This window comes from Mycobacterium sp. SMC-17 (assembly GCF_045310915.1).
Taxonomy (GTDB): Bacteria; Actinomycetota; Actinomycetes; order Mycobacteriales; family Mycobacteriaceae; genus Mycobacterium.
Genome location: NZ_JBJIAK010000016.1, coordinates 85,546 through 108,145, shown reverse-complemented (window position 1 = coordinate 108,145; position 22,600 = coordinate 85,546). Strand labels below are relative to the sequence as shown.

At 68.1% G+C, this 22,600-nt stretch carries 23 protein-coding genes; 18 read left to right on the top strand and 5 right to left on the bottom strand.

Going from position 1 to position 22,600, the window contains the following annotated elements:
- The first annotated feature begins 2 nt into the window (after positions 1 to 2).
- Positions 3 to 1,235 carry a glycosyltransferase gene (locus tag ACJH7A_RS13000; RefSeq protein WP_318984489.1) on the top strand — a complete coding sequence of 411 codons (1,233 nt, stop codon included), beginning with the start codon at positions 3 to 5 and terminating at the stop codon, positions 1,233 to 1,235.
- Here the strand turns inward: ACJH7A_RS13000 and ACJH7A_RS12995 are convergent.
- The gene (locus ACJH7A_RS12995; protein WP_406802094.1) at positions 1,163 to 2,113 is read right to left on the bottom strand and encodes a glycosyltransferase family 2 protein; all 951 of its coding nucleotides are present in this window, start codon (positions 2,111 to 2,113) and stop codon (positions 1,163 to 1,165) included. The genes ACJH7A_RS13000 and ACJH7A_RS12995 overlap by 73 nt on opposite strands.
- A 40-nt stretch (positions 2,114 to 2,153) precedes the next feature.
- Here ACJH7A_RS12995 and ACJH7A_RS12990 point away from each other — a divergent pair, with 40 nt between their 5' ends.
- Genes ACJH7A_RS12990 through ACJH7A_RS12950 form a run of 9 tightly spaced genes read left to right on the top strand, consistent with a single transcriptional unit; the run spans position 2,154 to position 12,093 of the window.
- Positions 2,154 to 3,107, top strand: a complete 954-nt coding sequence (locus ACJH7A_RS12990; protein ID WP_318984491.1) for an NAD-dependent epimerase/dehydratase family protein — start codon at positions 2,154 to 2,156, stop codon at positions 3,105 to 3,107.
- Positions 3,108 to 3,109: 2 nt separating this feature from the next.
- Positions 3,110 to 4,735, top strand: a complete 1,626-nt coding sequence (locus ACJH7A_RS12985; protein WP_406783598.1) for a carbamoyltransferase — start codon at positions 3,110 to 3,112, stop codon at positions 4,733 to 4,735.
- On the top strand, positions 4,732 to 6,234 hold the full coding sequence (locus ACJH7A_RS12980) for an HAD-IIIA family hydrolase (protein WP_406802093.1): 1,503 nt from the start codon (positions 4,732 to 4,734) through the stop codon (positions 6,232 to 6,234). The genes ACJH7A_RS12985 and ACJH7A_RS12980 overlap by 4 nt, the downstream gene beginning before the upstream one ends.
- Positions 6,231 to 7,280, top strand: a complete 1,050-nt coding sequence (locus ACJH7A_RS12975; protein ID WP_406783600.1) for a glycosyltransferase family 9 protein — start codon at positions 6,231 to 6,233, stop codon at positions 7,278 to 7,280. Before ACJH7A_RS12980 ends, ACJH7A_RS12975 begins: the two co-directional genes overlap by 4 nt.
- Entirely contained in the window at positions 7,240 to 7,809 is a 570-nt protein-coding gene (locus ACJH7A_RS12970; RefSeq protein ID WP_318984495.1) for an SIS domain-containing protein, read from the top strand. The genes ACJH7A_RS12975 and ACJH7A_RS12970 overlap by 41 nt, the downstream gene beginning before the upstream one ends.
- Positions 7,802 to 9,151 carry a PfkB family carbohydrate kinase gene (locus ACJH7A_RS12965; RefSeq protein WP_406783601.1) on the top strand — a complete coding sequence of 450 codons (1,350 nt, stop codon included), beginning with the start codon at positions 7,802 to 7,804 and terminating at the stop codon, positions 9,149 to 9,151. Before ACJH7A_RS12970 ends, ACJH7A_RS12965 begins: the two co-directional genes overlap by 8 nt.
- A 16-nt stretch (positions 9,152 to 9,167) precedes the next feature.
- On the top strand, positions 9,168 to 9,851 hold the full coding sequence (locus ACJH7A_RS12960) for an SDR family oxidoreductase (protein ID WP_406774726.1): 684 nt from the start codon (positions 9,168 to 9,170) through the stop codon (positions 9,849 to 9,851).
- The gene (locus tag ACJH7A_RS12955) at positions 9,842 to 10,804 is read left to right on the top strand and encodes a glycosyltransferase family 9 protein (protein ID WP_406783602.1); all 963 of its coding nucleotides are present in this window, start codon (positions 9,842 to 9,844) and stop codon (positions 10,802 to 10,804) included. The genes ACJH7A_RS12960 and ACJH7A_RS12955 overlap by 10 nt, the downstream gene beginning before the upstream one ends.
- Entirely contained in the window at positions 10,801 to 12,093 is a 1,293-nt protein-coding gene (locus ACJH7A_RS12950) for a UDP-glucose dehydrogenase family protein (RefSeq protein WP_406783603.1), read from the top strand. The genes ACJH7A_RS12955 and ACJH7A_RS12950 overlap by 4 nt, the downstream gene beginning before the upstream one ends.
- 1 nt (position 12,094) lies before the next feature.
- Here ACJH7A_RS12950 and ACJH7A_RS12945 read toward each other — a convergent pair whose 3' ends face one another.
- Positions 12,095 to 12,394, bottom strand: coding sequence for a hypothetical protein (locus tag ACJH7A_RS12945; protein ID WP_318984500.1), 300 nt, complete (start codon positions 12,392 to 12,394; stop codon positions 12,095 to 12,097).
- 55 nt (positions 12,395 to 12,449) lie between these two features.
- Positions 12,450 to 13,916 carry an aminotransferase class I/II-fold pyridoxal phosphate-dependent enzyme gene (locus ACJH7A_RS12940; protein ID WP_406774723.1) on the bottom strand — a complete coding sequence of 489 codons (1,467 nt, stop codon included), beginning with the start codon at positions 13,914 to 13,916 and terminating at the stop codon, positions 12,450 to 12,452.
- Positions 13,917 to 14,012: 96 nt separating this feature from the next.
- Between ACJH7A_RS12940 and ACJH7A_RS12935 the strand changes: the two genes are divergently transcribed.
- The 5 genes from ACJH7A_RS12935 (at position 14,013) to ACJH7A_RS12915 (ending at position 17,546) form a co-directional block, all read left to right on the top strand.
- Complete coding sequence (locus tag ACJH7A_RS12935) at positions 14,013 to 15,032, top strand: iron-containing redox enzyme family protein (RefSeq protein WP_406802092.1); 1,020 nt, start codon at positions 14,013 to 14,015, stop codon at positions 15,030 to 15,032.
- 75 nt (positions 15,033 to 15,107) lie between these two features.
- Positions 15,108 to 15,668: a hemerythrin domain-containing protein gene (locus ACJH7A_RS12930; protein WP_406774721.1), complete on the top strand. Its 561-nt coding sequence runs from the start codon at positions 15,108 to 15,110 to the stop codon at positions 15,666 to 15,668.
- A 5-nt stretch (positions 15,669 to 15,673) separates the two neighbouring features.
- Positions 15,674 to 16,786: a M42 family metallopeptidase gene (locus ACJH7A_RS12925; protein ID WP_406783606.1), complete on the top strand. Its 1,113-nt coding sequence runs from the start codon at positions 15,674 to 15,676 to the stop codon at positions 16,784 to 16,786.
- Positions 16,783 to 17,196 carry a low affinity iron permease family protein gene (locus ACJH7A_RS12920; RefSeq protein WP_406783607.1) on the top strand — a complete coding sequence of 138 codons (414 nt, stop codon included), beginning with the start codon at positions 16,783 to 16,785 and terminating at the stop codon, positions 17,194 to 17,196. Before ACJH7A_RS12925 ends, ACJH7A_RS12920 begins: the two co-directional genes overlap by 4 nt.
- Before the next feature lie 2 nt (positions 17,197 to 17,198).
- Positions 17,199 to 17,546 (top strand): low affinity iron permease family protein, encoded by a 348-nt coding sequence (locus ACJH7A_RS12915; protein ID WP_346415596.1) that lies wholly within the window; start codon positions 17,199 to 17,201, stop codon positions 17,544 to 17,546.
- A gap of 3 nt (positions 17,547 to 17,549) precedes the next feature.
- Here the strand turns inward: ACJH7A_RS12915 and ctaD are convergent, their stop codons facing one another.
- Positions 17,550 to 19,229, bottom strand: a complete 1,680-nt coding sequence (gene ctaD / locus ACJH7A_RS12910) for a cytochrome c oxidase subunit I (protein ID WP_406802091.1) — start codon at positions 19,227 to 19,229, stop codon at positions 17,550 to 17,552.
- 73 nt (positions 19,230 to 19,302) lie between these two features.
- On the opposite strand from ctaD, the gene ACJH7A_RS12905 reads away from it, so the two are divergent.
- Complete coding sequence (locus tag ACJH7A_RS12905) at positions 19,303 to 19,839, top strand: DNA starvation/stationary phase protection protein (RefSeq protein ID WP_346415598.1); 537 nt, start codon at positions 19,303 to 19,305, stop codon at positions 19,837 to 19,839.
- Here the strand turns inward: ACJH7A_RS12905 and ACJH7A_RS12900 are convergent.
- Complete coding sequence (locus tag ACJH7A_RS12900; protein ID WP_406802090.1) at positions 19,830 to 20,798, bottom strand: TIGR03557 family F420-dependent LLM class oxidoreductase; 969 nt, start codon at positions 20,796 to 20,798, stop codon at positions 19,830 to 19,832. The two genes, ACJH7A_RS12905 and ACJH7A_RS12900, sit on opposite strands and share 10 nt — an antisense overlap.
- 82 nt (positions 20,799 to 20,880) lie before the next feature.
- On the opposite strand from ACJH7A_RS12900, the gene ACJH7A_RS12895 reads away from it, so the two are divergent.
- Both ACJH7A_RS12895 and ACJH7A_RS12890 read left to right on the top strand, forming a co-directional pair.
- The gene (locus ACJH7A_RS12895; RefSeq protein ID WP_406783611.1) at positions 20,881 to 21,543 is read left to right on the top strand and encodes a PAS and ANTAR domain-containing protein; all 663 of its coding nucleotides are present in this window, start codon (positions 20,881 to 20,883) and stop codon (positions 21,541 to 21,543) included.
- Positions 21,544 to 21,573: 30 nt separating this feature from the next.
- Positions 21,574 to 22,599 (top strand): Rv2578c family radical SAM protein, encoded by a 1,026-nt coding sequence (locus ACJH7A_RS12890; RefSeq protein ID WP_406802089.1) that lies wholly within the window; start codon positions 21,574 to 21,576, stop codon positions 22,597 to 22,599.
- Position 22,600: the final 1 nt, after the last annotated feature.

The window sequence follows — 22,600 nt, the reverse complement described above, 5'->3', positions numbered from 1 at the left end:
CGATGAGAATTGCCATGGTCTCGGAGCACGCGAATCCGCTTGCGGCACTTGGCGGGGCCGACGCGGGCGGACAGAACGTCCACGTGGCGGCGTTGTCGGCGGCGCTCAGTCGACATGGGCACCGGGTGGACGTGTACACCCGTCGGGACGATCCCGACGTCCCGGAGCGCGTCATCGCGCCGGAGGGGTACACGGTGGTGCATGTGCCCGCCGGCCCGCCGCGCCCGGTTCCCAAGGACGACCTGTTGCCGTACATGGGGCAGTTCGGCGGGTTTCTCCACGATGAGTGGGCGCAGACCCGTCCCGACGTCACGCACGCCCACTTCTGGATGTCCGGCGTTGCCACGCAGTTGGCGGCGAAGAAACTGAATCTTCCTGCCCTGCAGACGTTCCACGCGCTGGGTGTGGTCAAGCGGAGGTACCAGAAGGACCAGGACACCAGTCCGCGGGAGCGGCTCACGCTGGAGAAGCTGGTGGCCAGGGAAGCCACCTGGGTGGCGGCGACGTGCACCGATGAAGTTTTCGAGCTGATGCGTCTGGGTCGCGAGCGGTCCCGGATCTCGGTTGTGCCGTGCGGCGTCGACCTCAAGTTGTTCCGGCCCGACGGGCGGGCCGCCGCCCGTAAGGCGCGCCCACGCATCGTCAGCGTCGGTCGATTCGTGCAGCGCAAGGGATTCGACGTCATGATCCGTGCGCTGCAGTGGATACCCGATGCCGAACTCGTCATCGTCGGTGGTCCCGACAAGGCGGCGTTGCGTGCCGACAGCGAGGCACAGCGGCTACTGGCGCTGGCCCGCGAGCTCGGCGTCGCGAAGCGGGTGCGGCTGTACGGGTCGGTCGAGCGTGCCGATATGCCCGCGGTGCTGCGTTCGGCGGATGTTGTCGCGTGCACCCCGTGGTACGAGCCGTTCGGGATCGTCCCGCTGGAGGCGATGGCCTGTGGCGTGCCGGTGGTGGCGTCCGCGGTCGGTGGCATGCTCGACACCGTCGTGGATGGTGTCACCGGCCGCCTGGTGCCGCCGCGGCGTCCTGATCTGCTCGCCGATGTGCTCAACGAACTCCTGGCGGACGACTCGCGCCGCCGGGCCATGGGGGAGGCCGGCTGTCATCGCGCGCAGGCCCGGTACTCCTGGGACCGCGTGGCGGCGGAGACGCTGAGAATCTATGACCGGTTGGCGGCGTCGGGCTTCTGGTTCGATGCTCGTCCCTCTCGGCCGCGGGCGTTGTCGGGATGACGGGCCTCCAGCAGACGGACGGCCGCCTCGACCTCCGCGGGCAGCAGCCGGCGCCCGCTCAGCACGGCCGGCACCCGCAACAGCGCTTCCAGGGCGGCCCGCGCGTGCTCCCGGTCGTTCATGGCTGCCCGCAGCAGCGCGGCCGTGGCCTCGGCACACTGCTTGGCCGGGCGGCGCAACCAGGTGGTCAGTGTGGCGTTACGCAGCGCCCGGGCATCCTGCGCGGCTGTCGGCGGCCGGACCGCGGACGGGCGGTGTATCGCGGTCAGCTCGGCGCAGTAGCACAACTCCCAGCCCAGCGTCGCCAAATCCATTGCCAGCAGCTGTTCTTCACCTCGGAAGTGCAGGATCGGGCTGAAGCCACCCGCTTCTTGGAAGGCGCATTTGCGCACCATCGCCGAACACGACAGAAATCCGAGCACCGGCGGCCCGGGCAGACCGGAACGGCGCGGCAGCGGGCTGGCGGCCAGCATGCTCGACACCGGGTCCTCGCGATCACCGGGCCAGACCACGGTCCGGGCTGCGATCAGGCCGATGTTCGGTTGCGTATCGAAGATTTCGGTGGCCCGCGGTATCGCGTCAGCGGCCCACCACGAATCATCATCGCAGAACGCGACATACGGAGTTCGGCAGGCGGCGACGCCGATATTTCGGGCCACGGCACCGAGGTTCGAGCCGAGCGGAAGCACACGGAGCCGGTCGGTGGTCTGCTCGAGCTGACGCATGCGGGCAACCGAACCGTCACGAGAATGGTTGTCGACCACGATGATCGGACAGCCCGTCGTCTGCAGCAGTCGCTCGACGACGGCAGCCAGTTCGCTCTCGCGATCACGTGTCGCGATCACGAACGTGAATTTTTCTTCGGTGCCCTGGTTCACAACGGCTCCCACTACCCGCCCAGCAGAACGGCAAACGCTCATGGCTGATCGACGACGCGCACTCGTGACCGGAGGCGCCGGCTTCCTCGGCACGCATCTCTGCCGGCGACTGCTCAGCGACGGCTACGAGGTGACGTGCGTGGACGACCTCAGCACCGCAGGTGATGCCGGAATCGGCCTGGCCGCACAGTATCCGGGCTACCGGTTCGTCCAGCTCGACATCGCCGACAAGCTGGATCCGAGCGTCGCGGGCGGGCCACTGGACGTGGTGTTCCACCTTGCGTCCCCGGCGTCACCCATCGACTACCAACGGATGCCCGAGCAGACGCTACGTGTCGGTTCGGCCGGGACGTCCAACGCGCTGGGCCTGGCAGCCCAAACCGGCGCGCGGCTGGTGCTGGCCTCGACGAGCGAGGTCTACGGTGACCCGCTCGAGCATCCACAACGCGAATCCTATTGGGGCAACGTCAATCCCATCGGCCCTCGCAGCATGTATGACGAGGCGAAGCGGTTCGCGGAGGCGCTGGTGTTCACACATCGGCGGACGTACTCGGCGGACGTGGGTGTGGCGCGCATCTTCAACACCTATGGACCCGGCATGCGCGGTGACGACGGACGTGTCGTCCCGACGTTTTGCCGGCAAGCCTTGGCGGGTACACCCTTGACGGTGCACGGCACGGGTCAGCAGACGCGGTCGCTGTGCCATGTGGACGACACGGTCGACGCGCTGGTCGCGCTCGGCGAATCCGATTGTGCCGGACCGGTGAACATCGGCAACCCCGACGAGCTCACGGTCCTGCAGATCGCCGAGCTGATCCGGGAGCTCGCCGGCAGTTCCTCGCCCATCGAGTTCGAACCGGCCGACGCCGACGACCCGCACCGGCGCTGTCCGGACATCAGCACCGCGATGGCGCTGCTGGGCTGGAGGCCTCGGGTCAGCTATCGCGACGGGTTGTCGGAGACCATCAAATGGTTTGCCGGGCAGGGGGTTTAGCAGTGCGAATACTCGGAATCAATGCGGTCTTCCACGATCCGGCCGCTGCCGTCGTGGTGGACGGCCAGATCATCGCCGCGGCGGAGGAAGAACGGTTCAGCCGTCGCAAGCACGGCAAGTCCGCGGTGCCCTTCGCGACGTGGGAGGTCCCGGTACAGGCGGCCCGATGGTGCCTGGAGCGCGCGGGGCTGGCGCCGTCCGACCTGGACGCGGTCGGATACTCGTACGACCCCCGGTTGATGCGCGACATCCCTGCCGACCGCGGCGGCCTCGACCGGGACTGGGAATACCTCCGCACGCTGTATGCCGAACGTGCCCCACATTTCCTCAAAACCGCACTGCCCAGGCTGGATCCGGCCAAGGTGCGGTTTGTGCGGCACCATGTCGCGCACGCGGCGTCCAGCGCCCTGGCGGCGCCCGACCCGGATTGTGCTGTCCTGGTCGTCGACGGTCGCGGCGAAAGCACGTCGATGCTCGCGGGCAGCTGCACCGACCACAAGCTCGACATCCTTGCCGCCCAGGACCTTCCGCATTCATTGGGACTGCTGTACGAGGAGCTCACCGAACACCTCGGGTTCAAGCGGTCGTCCGACGAGTACAAGGTGATGGCGATGTCGTCCTACGGCAAACCGCGATTCGCCGATCAGCTGCGGGAATCCGTATACGCCACCGGCGATGGCGGCTTCTGCACCTGGCCGGTCGACTGGGCGTCGTTCGGCACCGATTGGGACGACAGGGTCGATCTCGCGTGCAGCGTGCAGCGGGTCGTCGAAGACGTGCTGCTCGAACTGGTGCACTGGCTGCGCGACGCGACCGATCACGAGAACCTCTGCCTGGCCGGCGGTGTCGCACTCAATTGTGTCGCCAACACCGAGATCCACCGCCGCGGCGGGTTCCGTCGCGTGTGGGTGCAGCCCGCCGCCGGTGATGCCGGGACGGCCCTCGGTGCGGCGCTGGCGCTGGCCGCCGAAGCCGGCGAACCGATCGTCCCGATGGCGTCGGCGGCCCTCGGCCGGGACTGGTCCGACGAGCAGATCGCCGAAACCCTCACCACCGCAGCGGTTCCGTTCGAGCGCCCGGCCGATCTGGCCGGCACCGTCGCCCGAGCGCTTGCCGACAACAATCTCATCGGCTGGTTCCAGGGACGGTCGGAGTACGGCCCGCGGGCCCTCGGCTGCCGGTCCCTGCTCGCCGATCCGCGACGCTCGGAGAACCTGGAGCGCCTGAACGATGTGAAGGGCCGCGAGCAGTTCCGGCCCGTCGCGCCCATGGTGCTCGCCGAGCGGGCCGACGAGATCTTCAGCGGTGGCCCGATACCGAGCCCCTACATGCTGTTCGTGCACGACGTCGCGCCGGACTGGCGCCCGCGCATCCCCGCCGTCACCCACGTGGACGGTACCGCGCGAATCCAGACCGTCGACGCCACCGCGCAGCCGTTGCTGCACGCGACCATCGCGCAATTCGCCGAGCTGTCCGGAGTCCCGGTGGTGGTGAACACCAGCTTCAACACCGCCGGCCGGCCCATGGTCGACAGTCCACGCGACGCCCTCGAATGCTTCGGCAGCGCACCGATCGACATGCTCGTCATCGGTCCCTACGTGGTGCGCCGCGCACAGGGGCTGCGATGAACCCACACCTGGACGCCGCCATCGTGATCCCGACCATTGGCCGAGCATCCCTGCATGACCTCATTGCCGCACTGGATGATTCGCCAGGCATCAGCCCGGCGGAGGTGATCATCGTCGACGATCGCCCCAGTTCCGTGCCGGCACTGCTGCTGCCGGTGTCGAGGGTGCCGCTCACGGTGCTGCGCAGCGGCGGACGCGGTCCAGCGGCCGCGCGCAACGTCGGTTGGCGCAGTGCGACGGCGCGGTGGATCTGTTTTCTCGATGACGATGTGGTGCCCGCCGACGGGTGGCTGGCCGCGTTGAAGGGTGACCTGGCGGCCGCCGACGCCGATGGTGCCGTCGGCTCTCAGGGGCGGATCGCGGTTCCGGTGCCGACGCAGCGCCGGCTCACCGACGACGAGCGCCGCACCGAGAGATTGGCGGGCGCCCAGTGGATCACCGCGGACCTGGCCTATCGCCGCTCGGCTCTGGTCCAGGTCGGCGGATTCGACGAGCGGTTTCCGCGGGCCTACCGCGAAGACTCCGACCTGGCGCTGCGCATCACCCGGGCCGGCGGCAGGATCGACTGGGGCACAAGACGATCCATCCACCCGGTGGCTCAGTCGACCATGCTGAGTGCGGTCCGCGCACAGGTCGGCAACACCGACGACGCGTTGATGCGCCGCAAACATGGTCGCGGCTGGAGAACCGCGATCGGGGAGGGCCGTGGCCGTATCGCAGCGCACACCGTCACCACGGCGGCTGCCCTGACCACCGTGCTGGGCGTCCTGGCCCGGCGCCGCCAGCCGGTGCGGGTGGGTGCTGCGGTCTGGGCCGCGCTGACCACCGAATTCTGGCTGCGCCGTTACCTTTCCGGGCCGCGCGGGCTGTTCTGGGCGGCCCGCCTGCTGATCACCAGCGTCGTCATTCCGCCGGTGGCGGTGCGCCACCGGCTCCGCGGCACGTGGATGTTCTGCCGTGCCCGCAAGGAGCCGCCGCTGGCAGTGCTGTTCGACCGCGACGACACCATCATCGAGGACGGCCCTTACCTCAACGACCCGGCCGGGGTGGTGCCGGTGCCCGGCGCCGCGATGGCGCTGAATCGGCTGCGCGAACAGGGACTGCTGCTCGGCGTCGTGACCAATCAGTCCGGTGTCGCCAGCGGACTGATCAGTCCGGATCAGCTGGAGAGCGTCAACGCGATGGTCAATTCGCTGTTGGGGCCGTTCGATTCCTGGCAGGTGTGCCCGCACGCCTCCGACGACGGCTGCTTCTGCCGCAAACCGTCGCCCGGCATGGTGCACGCAGCCGCCGAAGCGCTCGGTGTACCCGCGTCGCGCTGCGTCCTGATCGGGGACACCGGCAGCGATGTCGACGCAGCGCTGGCCGCGGACGCCGAGGCCATCTTGGTCCCCACGGCCCGCACGTTGCCGCAGGAGATCGAATCTGCTTGCCGCCGAGCGCGAGTGGCGTCGACGCTCACCGACGCGGTCAATCTCGTACTGCGGGAGTGCCGATGAGCACGACGGTGTTCGCCAGGCTGGACAGCGCGGGCGATGTGTTGATCACCGGGCCGGCCGTCCGCGCCGTCGCCGCCCACAGCAATGTGACCATGCTGGTGGGTCCCCGCGGCCGCGCCGCCGCCGAGCTGCTCCCCGGAGTTGACGACATCGTCGAGTGGCAGGCACCGTGGGTCGACTTCGACTCACCGGATCTCACGAGCGAGCACGCCTTCCGGCTGATCGCGGCGCTGCGGGCCATCGCGCCGCAGCGGGTGTACATCTCCACCTCGTTCCACCAGTCGCCGCTGCCGCTGGCACTGCTGTGCCGGATGGCGGAGGTGCCCTGGATCGGCGCCATCTGCGACGACTATCCCGGGACCCTGCTCGATCTCCGTCACCATGTGACGCCCGACGTTCCCGAGCCGTTGCGGGCCCTTTCGCTGGTATGTGCCGGTGGCTGTCAGCTACCCGACAGCGACGACGGCGCGCTGCGGGTGCGACACCGGGAGCTGCCGGAGCAGCTGGAGGGTGAACTCGGTGGCGGGGGATACGTGGTGTTCCACCCGGGTGCGGCGGTTCCGGCCCGCCGGCCCAGCGCGGCGCGCAGCGCGGCGATGGTGCGGGCCCTGGTGGGCGCGGGGCATCGCGTACTGGTCACCGGGAGTCCGGGCGAACGTCGGCTCACCGCGCAGGTCGCGGGAACGGCGGCACTGGATTTGGGCGGCCGGACCACTCTCGGCGAATTGTCCGCGGTGTTCCGGCACGCCAACGCGGTCGTCGTACCCAATACCGGACCCGCGCACCTGGCCGCGGCGGTCGGTGCGCCAGTGGTGTCGCTGTTCGCCCCCGTGGTCCCCGCCAGTCAATGGAGTCCATACACGCGCAACGTCATTCGGCTCGGTGATCAGTCCGCACCGTGCCGGGGCACCCGGGCCCGCACGTGCCCGGTGCGCGGCCATCCCTGCCTGGACGGCATCTCCGACGCGGAGGTGCTGGCGGCAGTCACTCAGTTGGGAGAATGCCATGATCACAGCGCACATCTCGGCGTTGGCGCAGGCCGTTGACCGGATCGGCATCGAGGCGCCACGGTTGAGCCGATGGGGCTGCCGACTCGCGGACCTGCTCGACGGCGGAGGGCGGCTGCTCGCCTGCGGCAACGGTGGTAGCGCGGCCGAGGCCCAGCATCTCACCGCCGAGTTGGTGGGCCGCTTCCGTGACGAGCGGAACCCGTTGTCGGCCATCGCCTTACACGCGGATACGTCCGCACTCACCGCGATCGTCAACGACTACGGGGTCGAGGAGATGTTCGCCCGCGGGGTACGTGCGCACGGCCGACCGGGAGATGTGCTGGTCGCCTTGTCCACCAGCGGTTCGAGTCCCAACGTCCTGGCGGCGGTGAAGGCAGCCCACGAGATCGGGATGACCACCTGGGCCCTGACCGGCCCGGCGCCGAATCCGTTGGCCGCCATCTGCGAAGACGCCATCTGCGTGGAGGCGCCCTCGACGGCCACCGTCCAGGAACTGCATCTGTTCCTGGTTCACGCGCTGTGCATCGAGGTCGACGAGCGGCTCCAGGTGGTGCCGCGTGGCTGATTCGATTGTGATCGTCGGCGATTCACTGCTGGACGTCGATATCGACGGGGCGGCCGAGCGGCTGAGTCCGGACGCCCCGGTGCCCGTGATCGACACCGAGCGGGTCTGGCATCGTCCCGGTGGCGCCGGTCTCGCGGCGCTGCTGGCCGCCCGGTCGGCCGACGACGTGACGTTGGTGACCGCTGTCGCCGACGACCGCGACGGTCGTCAGCTGACCGGGCTGTTGTCCAGCGCGGGTGTCCGGGTGGTGCCGCTGCCGATGCTCGGCGGCACCGTATGCAAGACCCGGGTGCGGGCCCGCGGCCAGTGCGTGCTGCGGATCGACCGGGGTTCGGGTACCGCCGCTCCTGACGAGGTTCCCGCCGAGGCAGCGGATGCGATCGCGCATGCCGCGGTGATCTGCGTGGCCGATTACGGGCGCGGCGTCACCGCGCATCCCGGGCTGCGGGCGCTGTTGTCGGCGGCGGCACAGCGGGTGCCGGTCGTGTGGGATCCGCATCCCCGGGGAAGCGACCCGGTTCGCGGGTGCCGACTGGTCACGCCCAACCAGGCCGAAGCGGTCGGCCGCTCGGCGGCGTCCCTGCGCAAGGACTGGCAGGCCGCCGCGGTCTGCGTCACGTGTGGCGCACAAGGTGCGGTACTCGATACGGAACCACTTGGCACCGTGCAGATTCCATCGCTCGTCGGCCGGGTGTCCGGAGGTGATTCCTGTGGTGCCGGCGACCGGTTCGCGGTGTCGGTGGCAACTGAACTGGGTAACGGGCAGGACGTGCGCTCGGCCGTCACCACCGCGGTCGGTGTGGCCGGGCAGTTCGTCGCGGCCGGTGGCGCCGGCGCGGTGTCGACGCCGGTGACCGATGTGCCGGATGACGGCGGTGAGTTCGAAGCGCTGACCGGTGACATCGAAACCGTGCGGCAGCGGCTGCGGGCACGTGCGACGACGGTGGTGGCCGCGGGCGGTTGCTTCGACCTGCTGCACACCGGCCATGTCCGGTTGCTGCGCCAGGCCCGGCTGTTGGGCGACGCGCTCGTGGTCCTGATCAACTCGGACCGTTCGGTGCGTGCCCTCAAAGGCGCGGGCCGGCCGGTGATGGCAGCGGCCGACCGCGCCCGCGTGCTGTCGGCATTGGCCTGCGTCGACGCGGTGCTGGTGTTCGACGAAGACTCGCCCGCGCAGGCACTGGCCCGGCTGCGCCCCGATGTGTGGGTGAAAGGCGGCGACTACGCCGACGCGCCACTGCCCGAGGCCGAGGTCGTCCGCCGGTACGGCGGTGAGGTGGTCCTGCTGCCGACCGTCGCCGGTTACTCGTCATCCAATCTGATCGCCGCAGCGCGATCGTGAACGAAGGGAACAAGCCATGATCGGTAACGTCATCATCACCGGCGGGTCCTCGGGGCTCGGCGCCGCGACCGTGAAAAGGATTGCCGCGCAGGGTGGTCGGCCCATGGTGATCGATCGCGACATCCCGTCGGTGCCGGTGCCGTTCCAGTGCGCGGACCTTGCCGACGCCGATGCGGTCGAGGCCGCGGTGGCCCTGCTGGCGGACGAGTGCGGCGGGCAGGTGGACGGACTGTTCACCGCGGCCGGCATCGATTCGTGCGGCAAGCTGGCGGACGTACCGGTCAAGGACTGGGAGCGGGTCGTGCACGTCAACCTGCTGGGAACCGCGGCGGCGGTGCGGTCGGCATTGCCGTATCTCAAAGCGGCACATGGACGCATCGTCACCTGCGCGTCGACGCTGGGCCTCAAGGCGGTCAGCGACGCCACGGCGTACTGCGCGTCGAAATTCGGCGTCATCGGCTTCAGCCGTGCGCTCGCCGCCGAGCTGGCCGGAGAGGTCGGCGTCACGACGCTGATCCCCGGCGGTATGCGGACCGCGTTCTTCGACGACCGCGACGAGCAGTACAAGCCGCCGCCCGACGCCAAACTGAACGACCCCGAACACGTCGCCGACACCGTGATATTCGCGTTGTCGCAGCCGGCCGGATGCGAGATTCGGGAGTTGGTCGTGTGCCAATCGACGGAGCCCTCGTGGCCGTGAGGTGGGCCGACACCATCGGTGCACCGCGCGACATCCTGGTGTTGCGTGCGCTCGGTCTCGGTGACCTGCTGACCAGCTTTCCGGCCCTGCGCGGACTGCGCCGGGCCTACCCGGATGCACGGATCGTGCTGGCCACGCCCGAACCCTATGTCTGCCTGGCGTTGCTGTCCGGTGCGGTCGACGAAGTCGACGCGACACCGGAGCTCGGGCGGCTGCACCCGCGGCGCCGCCCGCCCGATCTGGCCGTCAATCTGCACGGCAGCGGCCCGGAGAGCATCGCTGATCTGGCCGCAATACGCCCGGGAGCGCTGCTGACTCACCGGCATGATGCCTTTCCCCAATACGCGGGACCACCGTGGCGTGAGGACGTGCACGACGTGGCGCGCTGGTGCGGGTTGCTGGAATGGGCCGGCATCGCCTGTGACCCAGGCGATCTCGCCATCAGCCGACCGCGTGGATATCCGGACCGCTCCGGCTCGGTGGTGATCCATCCCGGGGCCTCGGCGCCGGCCCGGCGATGGCCGGCCGAGCGCTTCGCAGCCGTCGCCGCGGCGCTGCACCGGGCCGGCGAGCGCGTCGTCATCACCGGGTCGAGCGCTGAACTCGACCTGGCCCGAGCGGTCGCCGCGGGCGCCGGATTGCCCGACAGCGCGGTGCTGGCCGGCCGCCTCGGGCTCATGGGCACGGTGGCATTGATCAGTGACAGCCGATTGGTCATCTGTGGGGACACCGGCATCGGCCACATCGCCACGGCGACGGGGACGCCGTCGGTGCTGCTGTTCGGCCCGACGCCGCCGGCTCGGTGGGGACCGCCCGGCACCGGCCCCCACATCGTGTTGTGGGCCGGTGATCAGGGCGACCCGCACGCCGACCGGCCAGATCGGGGATTGCTGCTCATCACCGTCGAACGGGTGATCGCGGCGACAGAAGGCGTACTGAAGGAACGCGTATGACGGCGGGCACGGTCGGTGCGGGCTACGTCGGCCTCACCACTGCGGTGTGCCTGGCCGAGCGGGGACATCGGACTGTGTGCGTCGACACCGACACCGCCCGGGTGGCGCAGCTGCGCCAGGGTATCGCCACGCTCGACGAACCCGGCCTGGCCGAGCTCCTGACCTCAGGTCTTTCTGACCGAACCCTGTGCTTCAGTGCCGATTTCGGCGCATTGTCGGATTGCGACGTGGTGTTCGTGTGCGTGCCGACACCGAGCGGTGCCGACGGCGCCGCCGATCTGAGCGCGGTGTGGTCGGCCGTCACCGAACTGCGGCAGGTCCTGTCGCCGGGCAGCGTGATCGCGGTCAAATCCACGGTGCCGGTCGGTACCACCCGAGACATCGCCACCGCGGTGCGCGACAAGGGGATCCACGTGGTATCCAACCCGGAGTTCCTGCGTGAGAGCCATGCCGTGGCCGATGCCCGCGAGCCGGACCGGGTCCTCATCGGCGCCATGGATGACACCGCCGCCGACCGGGTCGGTGCCCTGTACGGGGCGACTGCCGATTCGGTGCTCCGGATGGCGCCGGAAAGCGCAGAGCTGGCCAAGTACGCCAGCAATGCCTTTCTGGCGGTGAAGCTCTCGTACGTCAACTCGCTGGCTGCGCTGTGCGCCGAGGTCGGCGCGGACATCGCCGACGTCACCCGCTGCATGGGCGCCGATGCCCGCATCGGTGGGCAGTTCCTGCAGCCCGGACCCGGCTGGGGCGGTTCCTGCCTGCCCAAAGACAGTGCGGCGCTGTTGTATACGTCGCGGCTGCACGGCGTGGCGCTGCGCGAGGTGGCCGCCTCGCGCGACACCAACGCGGCGCAGGCCCCGCGGGTAGTGCGGGCGTTGTCGGCGGCCATGGCCGAACCCGTCGCATCGGCGCGCATCACGGCGCTGGGCCTGACCTTCAAGGCCGGTACCCCCGACGTCCGGGATTCGCCGGCGCTGACCATCGCGGCAGCGCTGGCCCGGCAGGGCGCGGAGGTCCGGGGATACGATCCGCAGCTGGCGGTGATCGACCCGAAAGTATTGCGCGACAACGGGGTCACCGCGGTCGACGATGTCTACACCGCGGCCAAGGGGGCCGACGCGCTCGTCGTACTGACGGAATGGCCGGTGTTCGGGGACCTGGACTGGCCGCGCATCGCGCAACATGCACCTGACGCTGTCGTGATCGACACCCGGAACGTGCTCGACTCGCGGACGGTGACCGCCGCCGGTCTGCGCTACCTGGGCAACGGGAGGAGCCCGGGTTTCTGAGTCAGCTCGTCGGCGGCGTCCGCGGCGCACCGGGGTGCGTTTCGAGGTAGTCGAGTTCACGGCGCCGGATGCGGCGGTGCCGCGCGTAGAGCCAGGCGCCGCCCCCCACGGCCAGCACTGCCGCGATCGCCAGGGCCACTCCACCGGTGTCCGCTCGGCCGTCGGCGAAGAAGTACAAGCTCACGACCAAGGTCGCCACCGCCAGGCCGACCGCCACCAGGCCCGGGGCGTTCGTGCCGTCCTTGAAGGTTTCGCCGGCATGCGGCCGGGTGGTGCGAGCATGGTCGACGGGGTCTTTCATGGGATGCCTCCTGGGGATCAGTCCTCGACGTTCTAATGCCCGGTGCCGGGCGGTTCTACACCCGCGGTGCGGTGACCCGCACCGATTTGAGCTCGGGATCGGCGGGGTCCGGCAGGTACATGCCCGCGGCGATGCCGGTCCGCAGGTAGTCCAGGACCTCGGCGTTGATCAGTTCGCCGGGGACGACGGCCGGTATACCGGGCGGATAGGGCGTGATCTGTTCGGCCGAGACGCGTCCGGCCGCCATCTCGACGGGCACCGTCTCCACCGGGCCGAAGAACGCGTCCCTCGGTGATTGGATCGTCTCCAGCTGCAGGTCTTCGGGCGCCGGCAGCTGGACGTGCGGCGGTGGTTCGAAATCCGCAGCGGCCGTGGGTAACTGGCGCAGCGCCACCACCAGCGGCCGGATCGTCTCGCGGTCGTCGGCCATCGACAGCGTGATCAGGATTCGGCGGTGATCCGCCAGGCCGACGTCGATGTGGTGTTGTTTCCGCAACCACTGCTGGGCCTGGTAACCCGACATGCCGGTGGCCGATACGTCGACCAGAACCTGGAGCCGGTCCAGGTCATGGGACGCCTCGACGCCGAGCAGTTCATCCTCGAGAACATGCAGGCCGTCGATGTGTTCGAGATCGCGGCGTAGCTCGTCGGACAGCCGGAGCGCGGCACCGAGCAGTCGATGCCCGTCCTCGACCATCTGTCGCCGCCAGCCGTCCATCGCCGCGTACATGGGCACGCTGGGACTGGTGGTCGTCAGCAGGTCGGCGCAGGCGGCAAGCCTGCGGTCGTCGATCAGGTCGCCCTGCACGTGAAACACCGAGCCCTGCTCGAATCCGGCACCCATCTTGTGCACACTGACCACACAGATGTCGGCGCCGGCATCCATTGCCCATGTGGGCAGGTCCTCGTGGAACGGCAGGTGCGCACCCCAGGCCTCGTCGACGATCAGCGGTTTGCCCTCTGCGTGACAGACCTCTGCGATGCCCGCGAGGTCGGCACAGGTGCCGTACGGGGACGGGCTGACGATCAGTGCGCCGGCGGCGTCGGGGTACCGCTTCCAGCCGTCGGCGACGTCCTGCGGCGACGGCGGGTGGGACAGGTGCCGTTCGGCATCCCAGCGCGGGCTGATCCAGCGGGGGAGCACCCCGGAGAACACCAGGCCCGCAACGATCGATTTGTGGCTGTCGCGGCCCACCAGCAGGCTGCCGTCGCCGCCGGCCACCGCCATCATGGCGGCCTTCACCGACAACGAGCTGCCGCATGTCGAGAACCACGCCATGTCGGCGCCCACGGCGGCCGCCATCAGGTCCTCGGCGTGCCGCAGATATCCATTCGAGTTGCGGTGATCGTCCAAGCCGCCGCTGGCCAGCACGTCATTCCAGAACGGCTGCGCGCCCAGGGCATCCAGTACGCGGGCATCGGTACCACGCCCCTGTCGATGGCCGGGAGGGGTGAAGCCGTACTCGCCGATTGAGCGATAGCGGACAAGCGCATCGAGCAGGGGTGTCTCAGACTGATTCATGATGTCTCGGGGATACCCGTAGTGCCGGCGTCTACACGTGGGCCGTGGCGCGAAGCGGGTTTAGCTTCCCACGCCTGCGGGTATCGGGGAGGTCTCATGTGCACAGAAGAACTGGTTCAGCCTTTGCTACCGGACCCCCGTGGTCCCGTGTCCGATGTGGTGATAGGACTGCTCGGTGAGCGGTTGCCCACGCAGTACCTGACGCGGATACAGCTACCTCTCGGGAACGCGGACCCCTTCGGACTCGACCTGCAGCTGGCGCTCTATGTCTGCTACGAACTGCATTACCGGGGTTTTGCCGACACCGATGAAAAGTGGGAATGGAATCCCGCCCTCCTCGATGTCCGCCATCGCATCGAGGAGCGCTTCCTGGCGGCGGTGCGGGAGCTCGTCGGCGAGATCAGCCCGGACAGTACGGCGCACGCCGAGCTCGCCCGCTGCGACGCCGACCCTGTTGATGACTCGAGTCTGTCCGTCTATATCCAGGATCGGGCGACGTGGCCGCAGATGCAGGAGTACTTCGTCCACCGCTCGCTGTACCACCTGAAGGAAGCCGATCCGCAGTCGTGGGTCATTCCGCGGTTGACCGGTCGTGCGAAAGCCGCGTTCGTGGCAGTGGAATACGACGAATACGGCGGTCGTGGCGGCTACGCGACCATGCACCAGCGGCTGTTCGCCGATCTGCTCGACGCCGCGGAGTTGCGCAACGACTACCTGCACTACCTCGGCAATGCAACGGGCAGCACGCTGGCTGCGGTGAACCTCATGTCGATGTTCGGTCTGCACCGCCACCTGCGCGGCGCGGCGGTCGGCCACTTCGCCGCGACCGAACTGACCTCGTCGCCGGCGTCGCAGCGAATTGTCAAGGGCCTCAAGAGGCTTGGTGCTCCGCGACCGTGTGTCGACTTCTACCGCGAGCACGTCGAGGCCGACGCGGTCCATGAACAGGTGGTCCGCAAGGACGTCGTGGCGGACCTGTTGTCGCGCGAGCCGGGCCTGGAACTGGACGTCGTGTTCGGCATTCGGGCCTTCGACGCGGTCGAGGGGCGGCTCGCCGATCACATGTTGTCCAGCTGGGCGGCCGGGTGCACCTCGCTGCAGCACTGGCCCGTTTGACCGTCGGCGCACCGGGTAATCGGTGGGGGACGCGCTCACAGCCCGAGCGCGTCAGACGTTCTCACAGGAGGAAATATGGCTTCTCATGCCCTCAAATCCCCGTCAGACGTGATCGATCTCCTCACTGATCAGCACGAGCAGATCAAGTCACTGTTCACCGAGACCCTGGTGCTGGCCGGCGACGAGAGAGCGAGGTCGTTCCGGGATCTGCGCAGGCTCCTCGCGGTGCACGAAACCGCCGAGGAAGAGATCGTCCACCCGCGGGCGAAGCAGAAGCTGCCCGGCGGCGAGAAGGTCGTCGATGCCCGACTGGAAGAGGAGCACGAGGCGAAAAAGCTGCTCTCCGAACTGGAGTCGCTCGATGTCGACAGCAAGGAATTCACCGCCAAGCTGACGAAACTCCGCGACGCGGTGATCGCGCACGCCGAGCATGAGGAGGCGGAAGAGTTCGCCAAGCTCGGAACGGAGCTGTCGCAGCAGGAGCTCGAGCGCATGGGCGAGATCGCCAAACTCGCCGAAGCGGTCGCGCCGACCCGGCCGCATCCCGGCGTGGAGTCCCCGGCCGCGAACCTCATCGTCGGGCCGTTCGCCGCCATGCTGGACCGGGTCCGGGACGTGATCTCGAGCGCCCGCTGAGTCCGATGATCCAGCTGCTGCAGGAACTGTTACTGGCGTACGGGCCCTGTGGCCAGGAAGACGCCGTGCGCGACATCTGCCTGCGGGAGCTGGCACCCCTGGTCGACAGCGCCTGGATCGACCGGGCGGGCAACGTGGTGGGGCGGGTGTCCTCGTCGCAGAGTGATGAGGAGCACCCGCCCATCCGCGTGATGGCGCACATGGACGAACTGTCCATGCTCGTGAAGCGGGTGCAGCCCGACGGCAGAGTGCGATTGACGCCGCTGGGCACGATGTACCCGGCGAACTTCGGCCTCGGGCCGGTGCTGATGCTCGGCGACCGCGAGCACGTATGCGGTGTTCTCACAGTGGGTTCCGAACACACCACGCAGGAAAGCCCGCAGATCTGGCAGACCAAACCCGACGGTGGCGACCGGGCTCTGAACTGGTCCGACGTGTACGTGTTCACCGGCCGCACGCCGGAACAGCTGACCGAGGCCGGCATCCGCCCCGGAACCCGCGTGTGCGTCCACCGAAGCAAACGGGAACTCGTCGAGATCGACGACTATCTCGGCTCCTATTTCATGGACGACAGAGCACTGCTGGTGGTTCTGCTGTCGGCGGCTCGCGAGTTGCGGCAGCGGGCCGAACGACCGCCCCAGGACGTGTATTTCGTGTGCACGGTCAGTGAGGAGGTCGGTGGCCTCGGCGGCTCGTACGCCAGCCGTGCCCTGCCCGGTGAACTGACCCTGGCGCTGGAGGTCGGCCCGACCGAAGGCGAATACGGCACCACCGTCACGCGCGGACCCATCGTCGGTTACAGCGACGCGCAGTGCGTCTACGACAAGGCGGTCGCCGACCGGCTGGTGGACGTGGCGACCGCGTTGGGCGCCGATCCGCAACCGGCGGTGCTGGGTGCGTTCGAATCCGATGCGTCGCACGCCAAGTCGAACGGGCACGCGGCCGCAGCCGGGCTGCTGTGCCTGCCCACACTGAGCACCCACGGCTACGAGGTGGTGCCGCGCGCCGGCATCGACACACTCTCCGCTGTGTTGGTGGAGTTTCTGGCGAATCCGGTCCCGTTTGGCGCGGACTCGTCGCGGGTAATCAGGGCTACCTCGGGAAAGGACGCGTCATGACTGCCTCCGACAATGCCGACGCCGACGTGATGCCGTCGGGCGTCACCGGCAAAGTGTCCATGTTCGACCGGTTCGCCACCAACACGGCCGAAATCGTTTCGCGCGCCTGGTTCTTCCTGGCGTGCGTTCTGCTCGTGGTCCTCTGGGCGCCGACATTCGCCTTCATGACCGTCGACACGTGGCAATTGGTCATCAACACGATCACGACGATCATCACGTTCCTGCTGGTGGCCCTGCTGCAGAACACCGAACGACGCGCCGGTGACGCGCTTCAGCACAAGCTCAACGCCATCGCCGACGCGCTGGCGGATGTGATGCACCACATGGGCAACGAGAACGAGGGCCTCCGCGACGACGAGAAGGAACTGCGGGAGGCCGTCGGTCTCGAAGAACGCGAAAGCACCGGCTGACGATGACTGCGGTCAAGTCCGGTGCCCGCGCTCTGGACACCGTCACCGATTGGGCCGGTTCCCTGCGTACCGGCGTCGCTGTGTTCGCCGTGGTCGCCGCGGCACTGCTGACCGGCATCATCGCCGGCTTCCCGTCGTGGTGGCAGACCGCTGTGTACGCCACCAATGCGCTGGTGGCACTGGTGATGCTCTTCGTCATTCAGCACACCACCAACCGGCAGACCGGCGCGATACTGCTCAAACTCGATGAACTGATTCTCACGTCGTCGACTGCCCGGGACGACGTCATCGACGCCGAACGCCGGGACACCGCCGAGCAGGAGAAACTGCACGACCGCCTGCACCACTGATCGTCACCGGCCCACATGCGACTCGGTGCGCATCCGTTCGGTCATGTGCGGGTAGTGCAGCTCGAAAGCCGGCCGCTCCGAACGGATTCGGGGCAGCTCGGTGAAGTTGTGCCGCGGCGGCGGGCAGGTCGTCGCCCACTCGAGCGAGTTGCCGTAACCCCACGGGTCGTCGACGACGACGGGTTCGCCGTAACGCCAGCTCTTGAACACGTTCCAGACGAACGGGAGCACCGAAACGCCGAGGATGAACGACCCGATGGTGGAGACCAGATTGAGCGTGTCGAAGCCGTCGCCGGGCAGGTAGTCCGCGTAGCGGCGGGGCATGCCCTCATCGCCCAGCCAGTGCTGCACGAGGAACGTGGTGTGGAAGCCGATGAAGGTCAGCCAGAAGTGCAGCTTGCCGAGGCGCTCGTCGAGCAGTCGTCCACACATCTTCGGGAACCAGAAGTAGATGCCGGCGTAAGTGGCGAACACGATGGTGCCGAACAGCACGTAATGGAAATGCGCCACAACGAAATACGAGTCCGTGACGTGGAAGTCGAGGGGCGGGCTGGCAAGCAGGACGCCGGAGAGTCCGCCCAACAGGAAGGTGACGAGGAAGCCCACCGAGAACAGCATCGGCGTCTCGAAGGTCAGCTGTCCCTTCCACATGGTGCCGATCCAGTTCCAGAATTTGATGCCGGTGGGCACCGCGATCAGGAAGGTCATGAACGAGAAGAACGGCAGCAGCACCGCACCCGTGGCGAACATATGGTGGGCCCATACCGCGACCGACAGCACGGTGATGGCCCACGTCGCGTAAACCAGTGTGGTGTAACCGAATATCGGCTTGCGGGAGAACACCGGGATGATCTCGGTGACGATGCCGAAGAACGGCAGCGCCACGATATAGACCTCGGGGTGCCCGAAGAACCAGAACAGGTGTTGCCACAGGATCGCGCCGCCGTTGGCGGGGTCGTAGATGTGCGCCCCGAGGTGACGCTGCGCGAGCAGGCCGAACAGGGCCGCGGTCAGGATCGGGAAGGCGAGGAGGATCAGCACGCCGGTGGCGACGATGTTCCAGGTGAAGATGGGCATGCGAAACATGGTCATTCCGGGGCAGCGCATGCAGACCACGGTGGTGATCATGTTGACCGCACCGAGGATGGTGCCGAGACCCGAGACGATCAGGCCCACGGCCCACAGGTCGCCGCCGGACCCGGGTGAGCGGACGACGTCGGACAACGGCGTGTAGCCCGTCCACCCGAAATCCGCCGCACCGCCGGGCACGACGAATCCGGCCAGCACGAGCAGTCCACCGAACAGGAACAGCCAGAACGACAGCGCGTTGAGCCGGGGGAAGGCGACGTCGGGTGCGCCGATCTGCAAGGGCAGCACCAGATTCGCGAAACCGAACACCACAGGGGTCGCATACAACAGCAGCATCAAGGTGCCGTGCACCGTGAACAGCTGGTTGTACTGCTCGTTGGACAAGAACTGCAGACCGGGCATGGCGAGTTCGGTGCGCATCAGCAGGGCCATGATCCCGCCACTGAAGAAGAACGCGAACGACGCGGCCAGGTACATCTGGCCGATCAGCTTGTGGTCGGTCGTGCTGACGAGTCCGTACAGGACAGCGCCCAGATGCTTTCGGCGCGCCGGGAACGGCCGCCCAGGCGTCAACGGCACTTCGACAGCGGTCACCCCGGGGCGGTACCCGGGGCGCACCGGTACTAAACGGTGTTTGCCCCGGACCCCGTACGGGTAGAGGCAGGCCATGAGCGAATTCACCATTCCAGGCCTGTCCGAAGAGCAGAGCAGCCGGATCCGGGACCTGCTGCAAATCCAGCTGAGCACGTACAACGACCTGCATCTGACGCTCAAGCACGTGCATTGGAATGTCGTGGGCCCCAACTTCATCGGCGTGCACGAGATGATCGATCCGCAGGTCGAACTGGTGCGTGCTTACGCGGATCAGACGGCCGAGCGCATCGCGGCGCTCGGCGCGTCGCCCGACGGTACGCCGGGGGCGATTCTCAAGCACCGCACCTGGGACGACTACTCGATCGGCCGCGACACCGCGCAGGCGCACCTCGCCGCACTCGACCTGGTCTACGACGGCGTCATCAAGGACGCGCGCAAGGCCATCGGCGAACTCGACGAACTCGATCTGGTCACCCAGGACATGCTGATCGGCCAGGTCGCCGAACTGGAGAAGTTCCAGTGGTTCGTGCGTGCTCACCTGGAGTCCGCCGGCGGCAAGCTGGCCTCCGGTGGCGCGCACACCGAGCGTCAGGCCGCGGCTCAGGCGTAGGCCGACTCCTGGAATTCCGGCAGTACGTCGCGCTCCCAGGCGTCGAAGAAGCCGTCCATGTCCGGGCCGATCTGCTGGACGTAGATCTCGTCGACACCGGCATCGACGTACTTGCGTACCTGTGCGACGTGGGCGTCGATGTCGGGTCCGCACACGATCGCGTCCGTCACGGCCTCGCGCGTCACCAGGCTCGCGGCAGACGCGAAATCCGTTGGCCGCGGCAGGATCTGATTGAGCTGTCCGGGTAGCTGGTCGGTGGCCCACAGGCGGTGGGCGGTGTCGGCCGCGAATTCCGGGTCCAGGTCCCAACAGACCTTCATCCCGGCCTGAACCGGCCTACGCCCGCCGCCGGCCTCGCGGAAGAGCGCTACCAGGTCGGTGTCGGGCATGGTGATGCAGTACCCGTCGCCGATCCGCCCGGCCAGCCGGGTTGCCTGCGGGCCGAATCCCGATATGTAGATCGGTATGCGGTGCTCCGGGAGGGTGTAGATGCGCGCGTCCTGGACGCGGTAGTAGCGCCCGTCGTGGTTCACCACTTCGCCGCGGTGCAGCGTCCTGATGAGCGACACCGACTCCGCGAGCCGGTCCAGTCGTTCGCCGGCAGAGGGCCACGGGTCCCCGAGGATGTGCTCGTTCAGCGCCTCGCCGCTGCCGATGCCCAGCCGGAAGCCGCCCCGCAGCTGAACGGCGGCGGTGGCGGCGGCCTGCGCGATGATCGCGGGATGCATCCGGAACGTCGGGCAGGTGACGGCGGTGGTGACAGGCAGCGCCGTCACCTCGGACAGCGCGCCCAGAACGCCCCAGACGAACGGGCTTTGGCCCTGTGCGTCGGTCCACGGGTGGAAATGGTCGGACACCCACAGTGCGTGAAAACCGGCTTCCTCGGCTCGTCTGGCCTGAGCGATCAGGTTGTGCGGATCGAACTGTTCGCAGCTGAGGAAGCAACCGATATGCGTCATGTGGGCCACGTACCCGGCAAGCCGGGCGGACAATCCCGGTCGCGAGTTACGATGACTGCGGCTCCCTGCCACCAACAACGACATGAGCGAAACCGACGGCGAAATCGCCGACTCCGAATCCTGGGACGTCGCTGCCGTGTTCAGCGGCGGCGCTGCGCAACATGTCGGCAGCTTCCAGTTCCACCTCGCCGAACAACGGTGGGTGTGGTCCGAAGAGGTGGCCCGCATGCACGGCTACGCGCTGGGGGAAGTGGAGCCCACCACCGAATTGCTGCTGAGTCACAAGCATCCTGACGACCGGGCCAAGGTCGCCGAGATTCTCGAGCGGGTGCAGACGGGTGGGTTGTTCAGCAGCCGGCACCGCATCGTCGATGCCGACGGCAAGGTCCACTGGGTCGTGGTGGTCAGCGACCGGATGACCGACGAGGACGGCGAGCTCACCGGCACCCACGGCTACTACATCGACGTCACCGCCGGCATCCAGTCCGATCTCACCGTGGCCATGGCCTCGGTGGTGGAATCGCGCGCCGTGATCGACCAGGCCAAGGGCATCCTCATGGCCGCCTACGGCATCGACGCCGACCGGGCCTTCGAGATTCTGAAGTGGCGGTCGCAAGCCACCCAGATGAAGCTCAGGACCGTCGCAGCACGCTTGCTGGATGCCGTGATTCGCGAGGGGCTGGCCCCCGAGACCGTCACCGCGATCGACCACCTGTTGCTCGTCGACGAACCCGGCGAGGCTTGACAAAGCGTCGAACAATTGTTCGAATGAAGTGTGCGGTGGGACGGGCAGGCGGTGGCGCGGGCCGAAGCGGACGGCGCTCTACCGGGCCTGGAACGGCTCGGGTTGGTACGCAGCGTCCGGGTCCCCAAGTTCGACGGCATCACGTTTCATGAGGTGCTCTGCAAGTCGGCGCTGAACAAGGTGCCGGAAGCTTCGAATCTGCCGTTCCGGTACACCGTCAACGCCTACCGCGGCTGCTCGCACGCGTGCCGATACTGCTTCGCCCGGCCCACGCACGAGTATCTGGACTTCGACTCCGGAAATGATTTCGACCGTGAACTCGTGGTGAAGACGAATGTCGCGGAAGTGTTGCGGCGGGAGCTCTTTCGGCGTTCCTGGACGCGCGACGCCGTCGCGCTGGGCACCAATACCGATCCCTATCAACGGGCCGAGGGCCGGTACGCGCTGATGCCGGGAATCATCGCGGCGCTGGCCGATTCCGGGACGCCGTTCTCGATCCTGACAAAGGGCACGCTGCTGCGCCGTGACCTGCCACTGATCGTCGACGCGGGTGCCCGGGTCGGGGTCAGCGTCGCGGTGTCGTTGGCGATGCTGGACCCCGATCTGCATCGGTCGGTCGAACCGGGGACTCCCACGCCGGCCGCGCGCTTGGAGCTCATCTCGGCGATCGCGGCGGCCGGGCTCGATTGCCATGTGATGGTGGCGCCGGTGCTGCCGTACCTGACCGACTCGCAGGCGCATCTGGAGGCGCTGCTGTCGCGGATCGCGGCGGCCGGCGCCACGGGTGTGACGGTCTTCGGACTGCACCTGCGCGGCGCGACGCGTGGCTGGTTCCTGGCGTGGCTGGGCTCGACGTATCCCGAACTGCTGCCCAGGTACCGCGAATTGTACGGGCGCGGTGCGTATCTCGGTCCGCAGTACCGCGAACAGCTGCGCAACCGGGTCGCGCCGCTGGTTGCCCGATACGGCCTCGGCAACGGGGCGAACAGACTTGACACCATGCGTACCGCCCCGGCGGCAGGGTCCGCCGGGGCGGTGCAGCCTGCGTTGTTCTGAC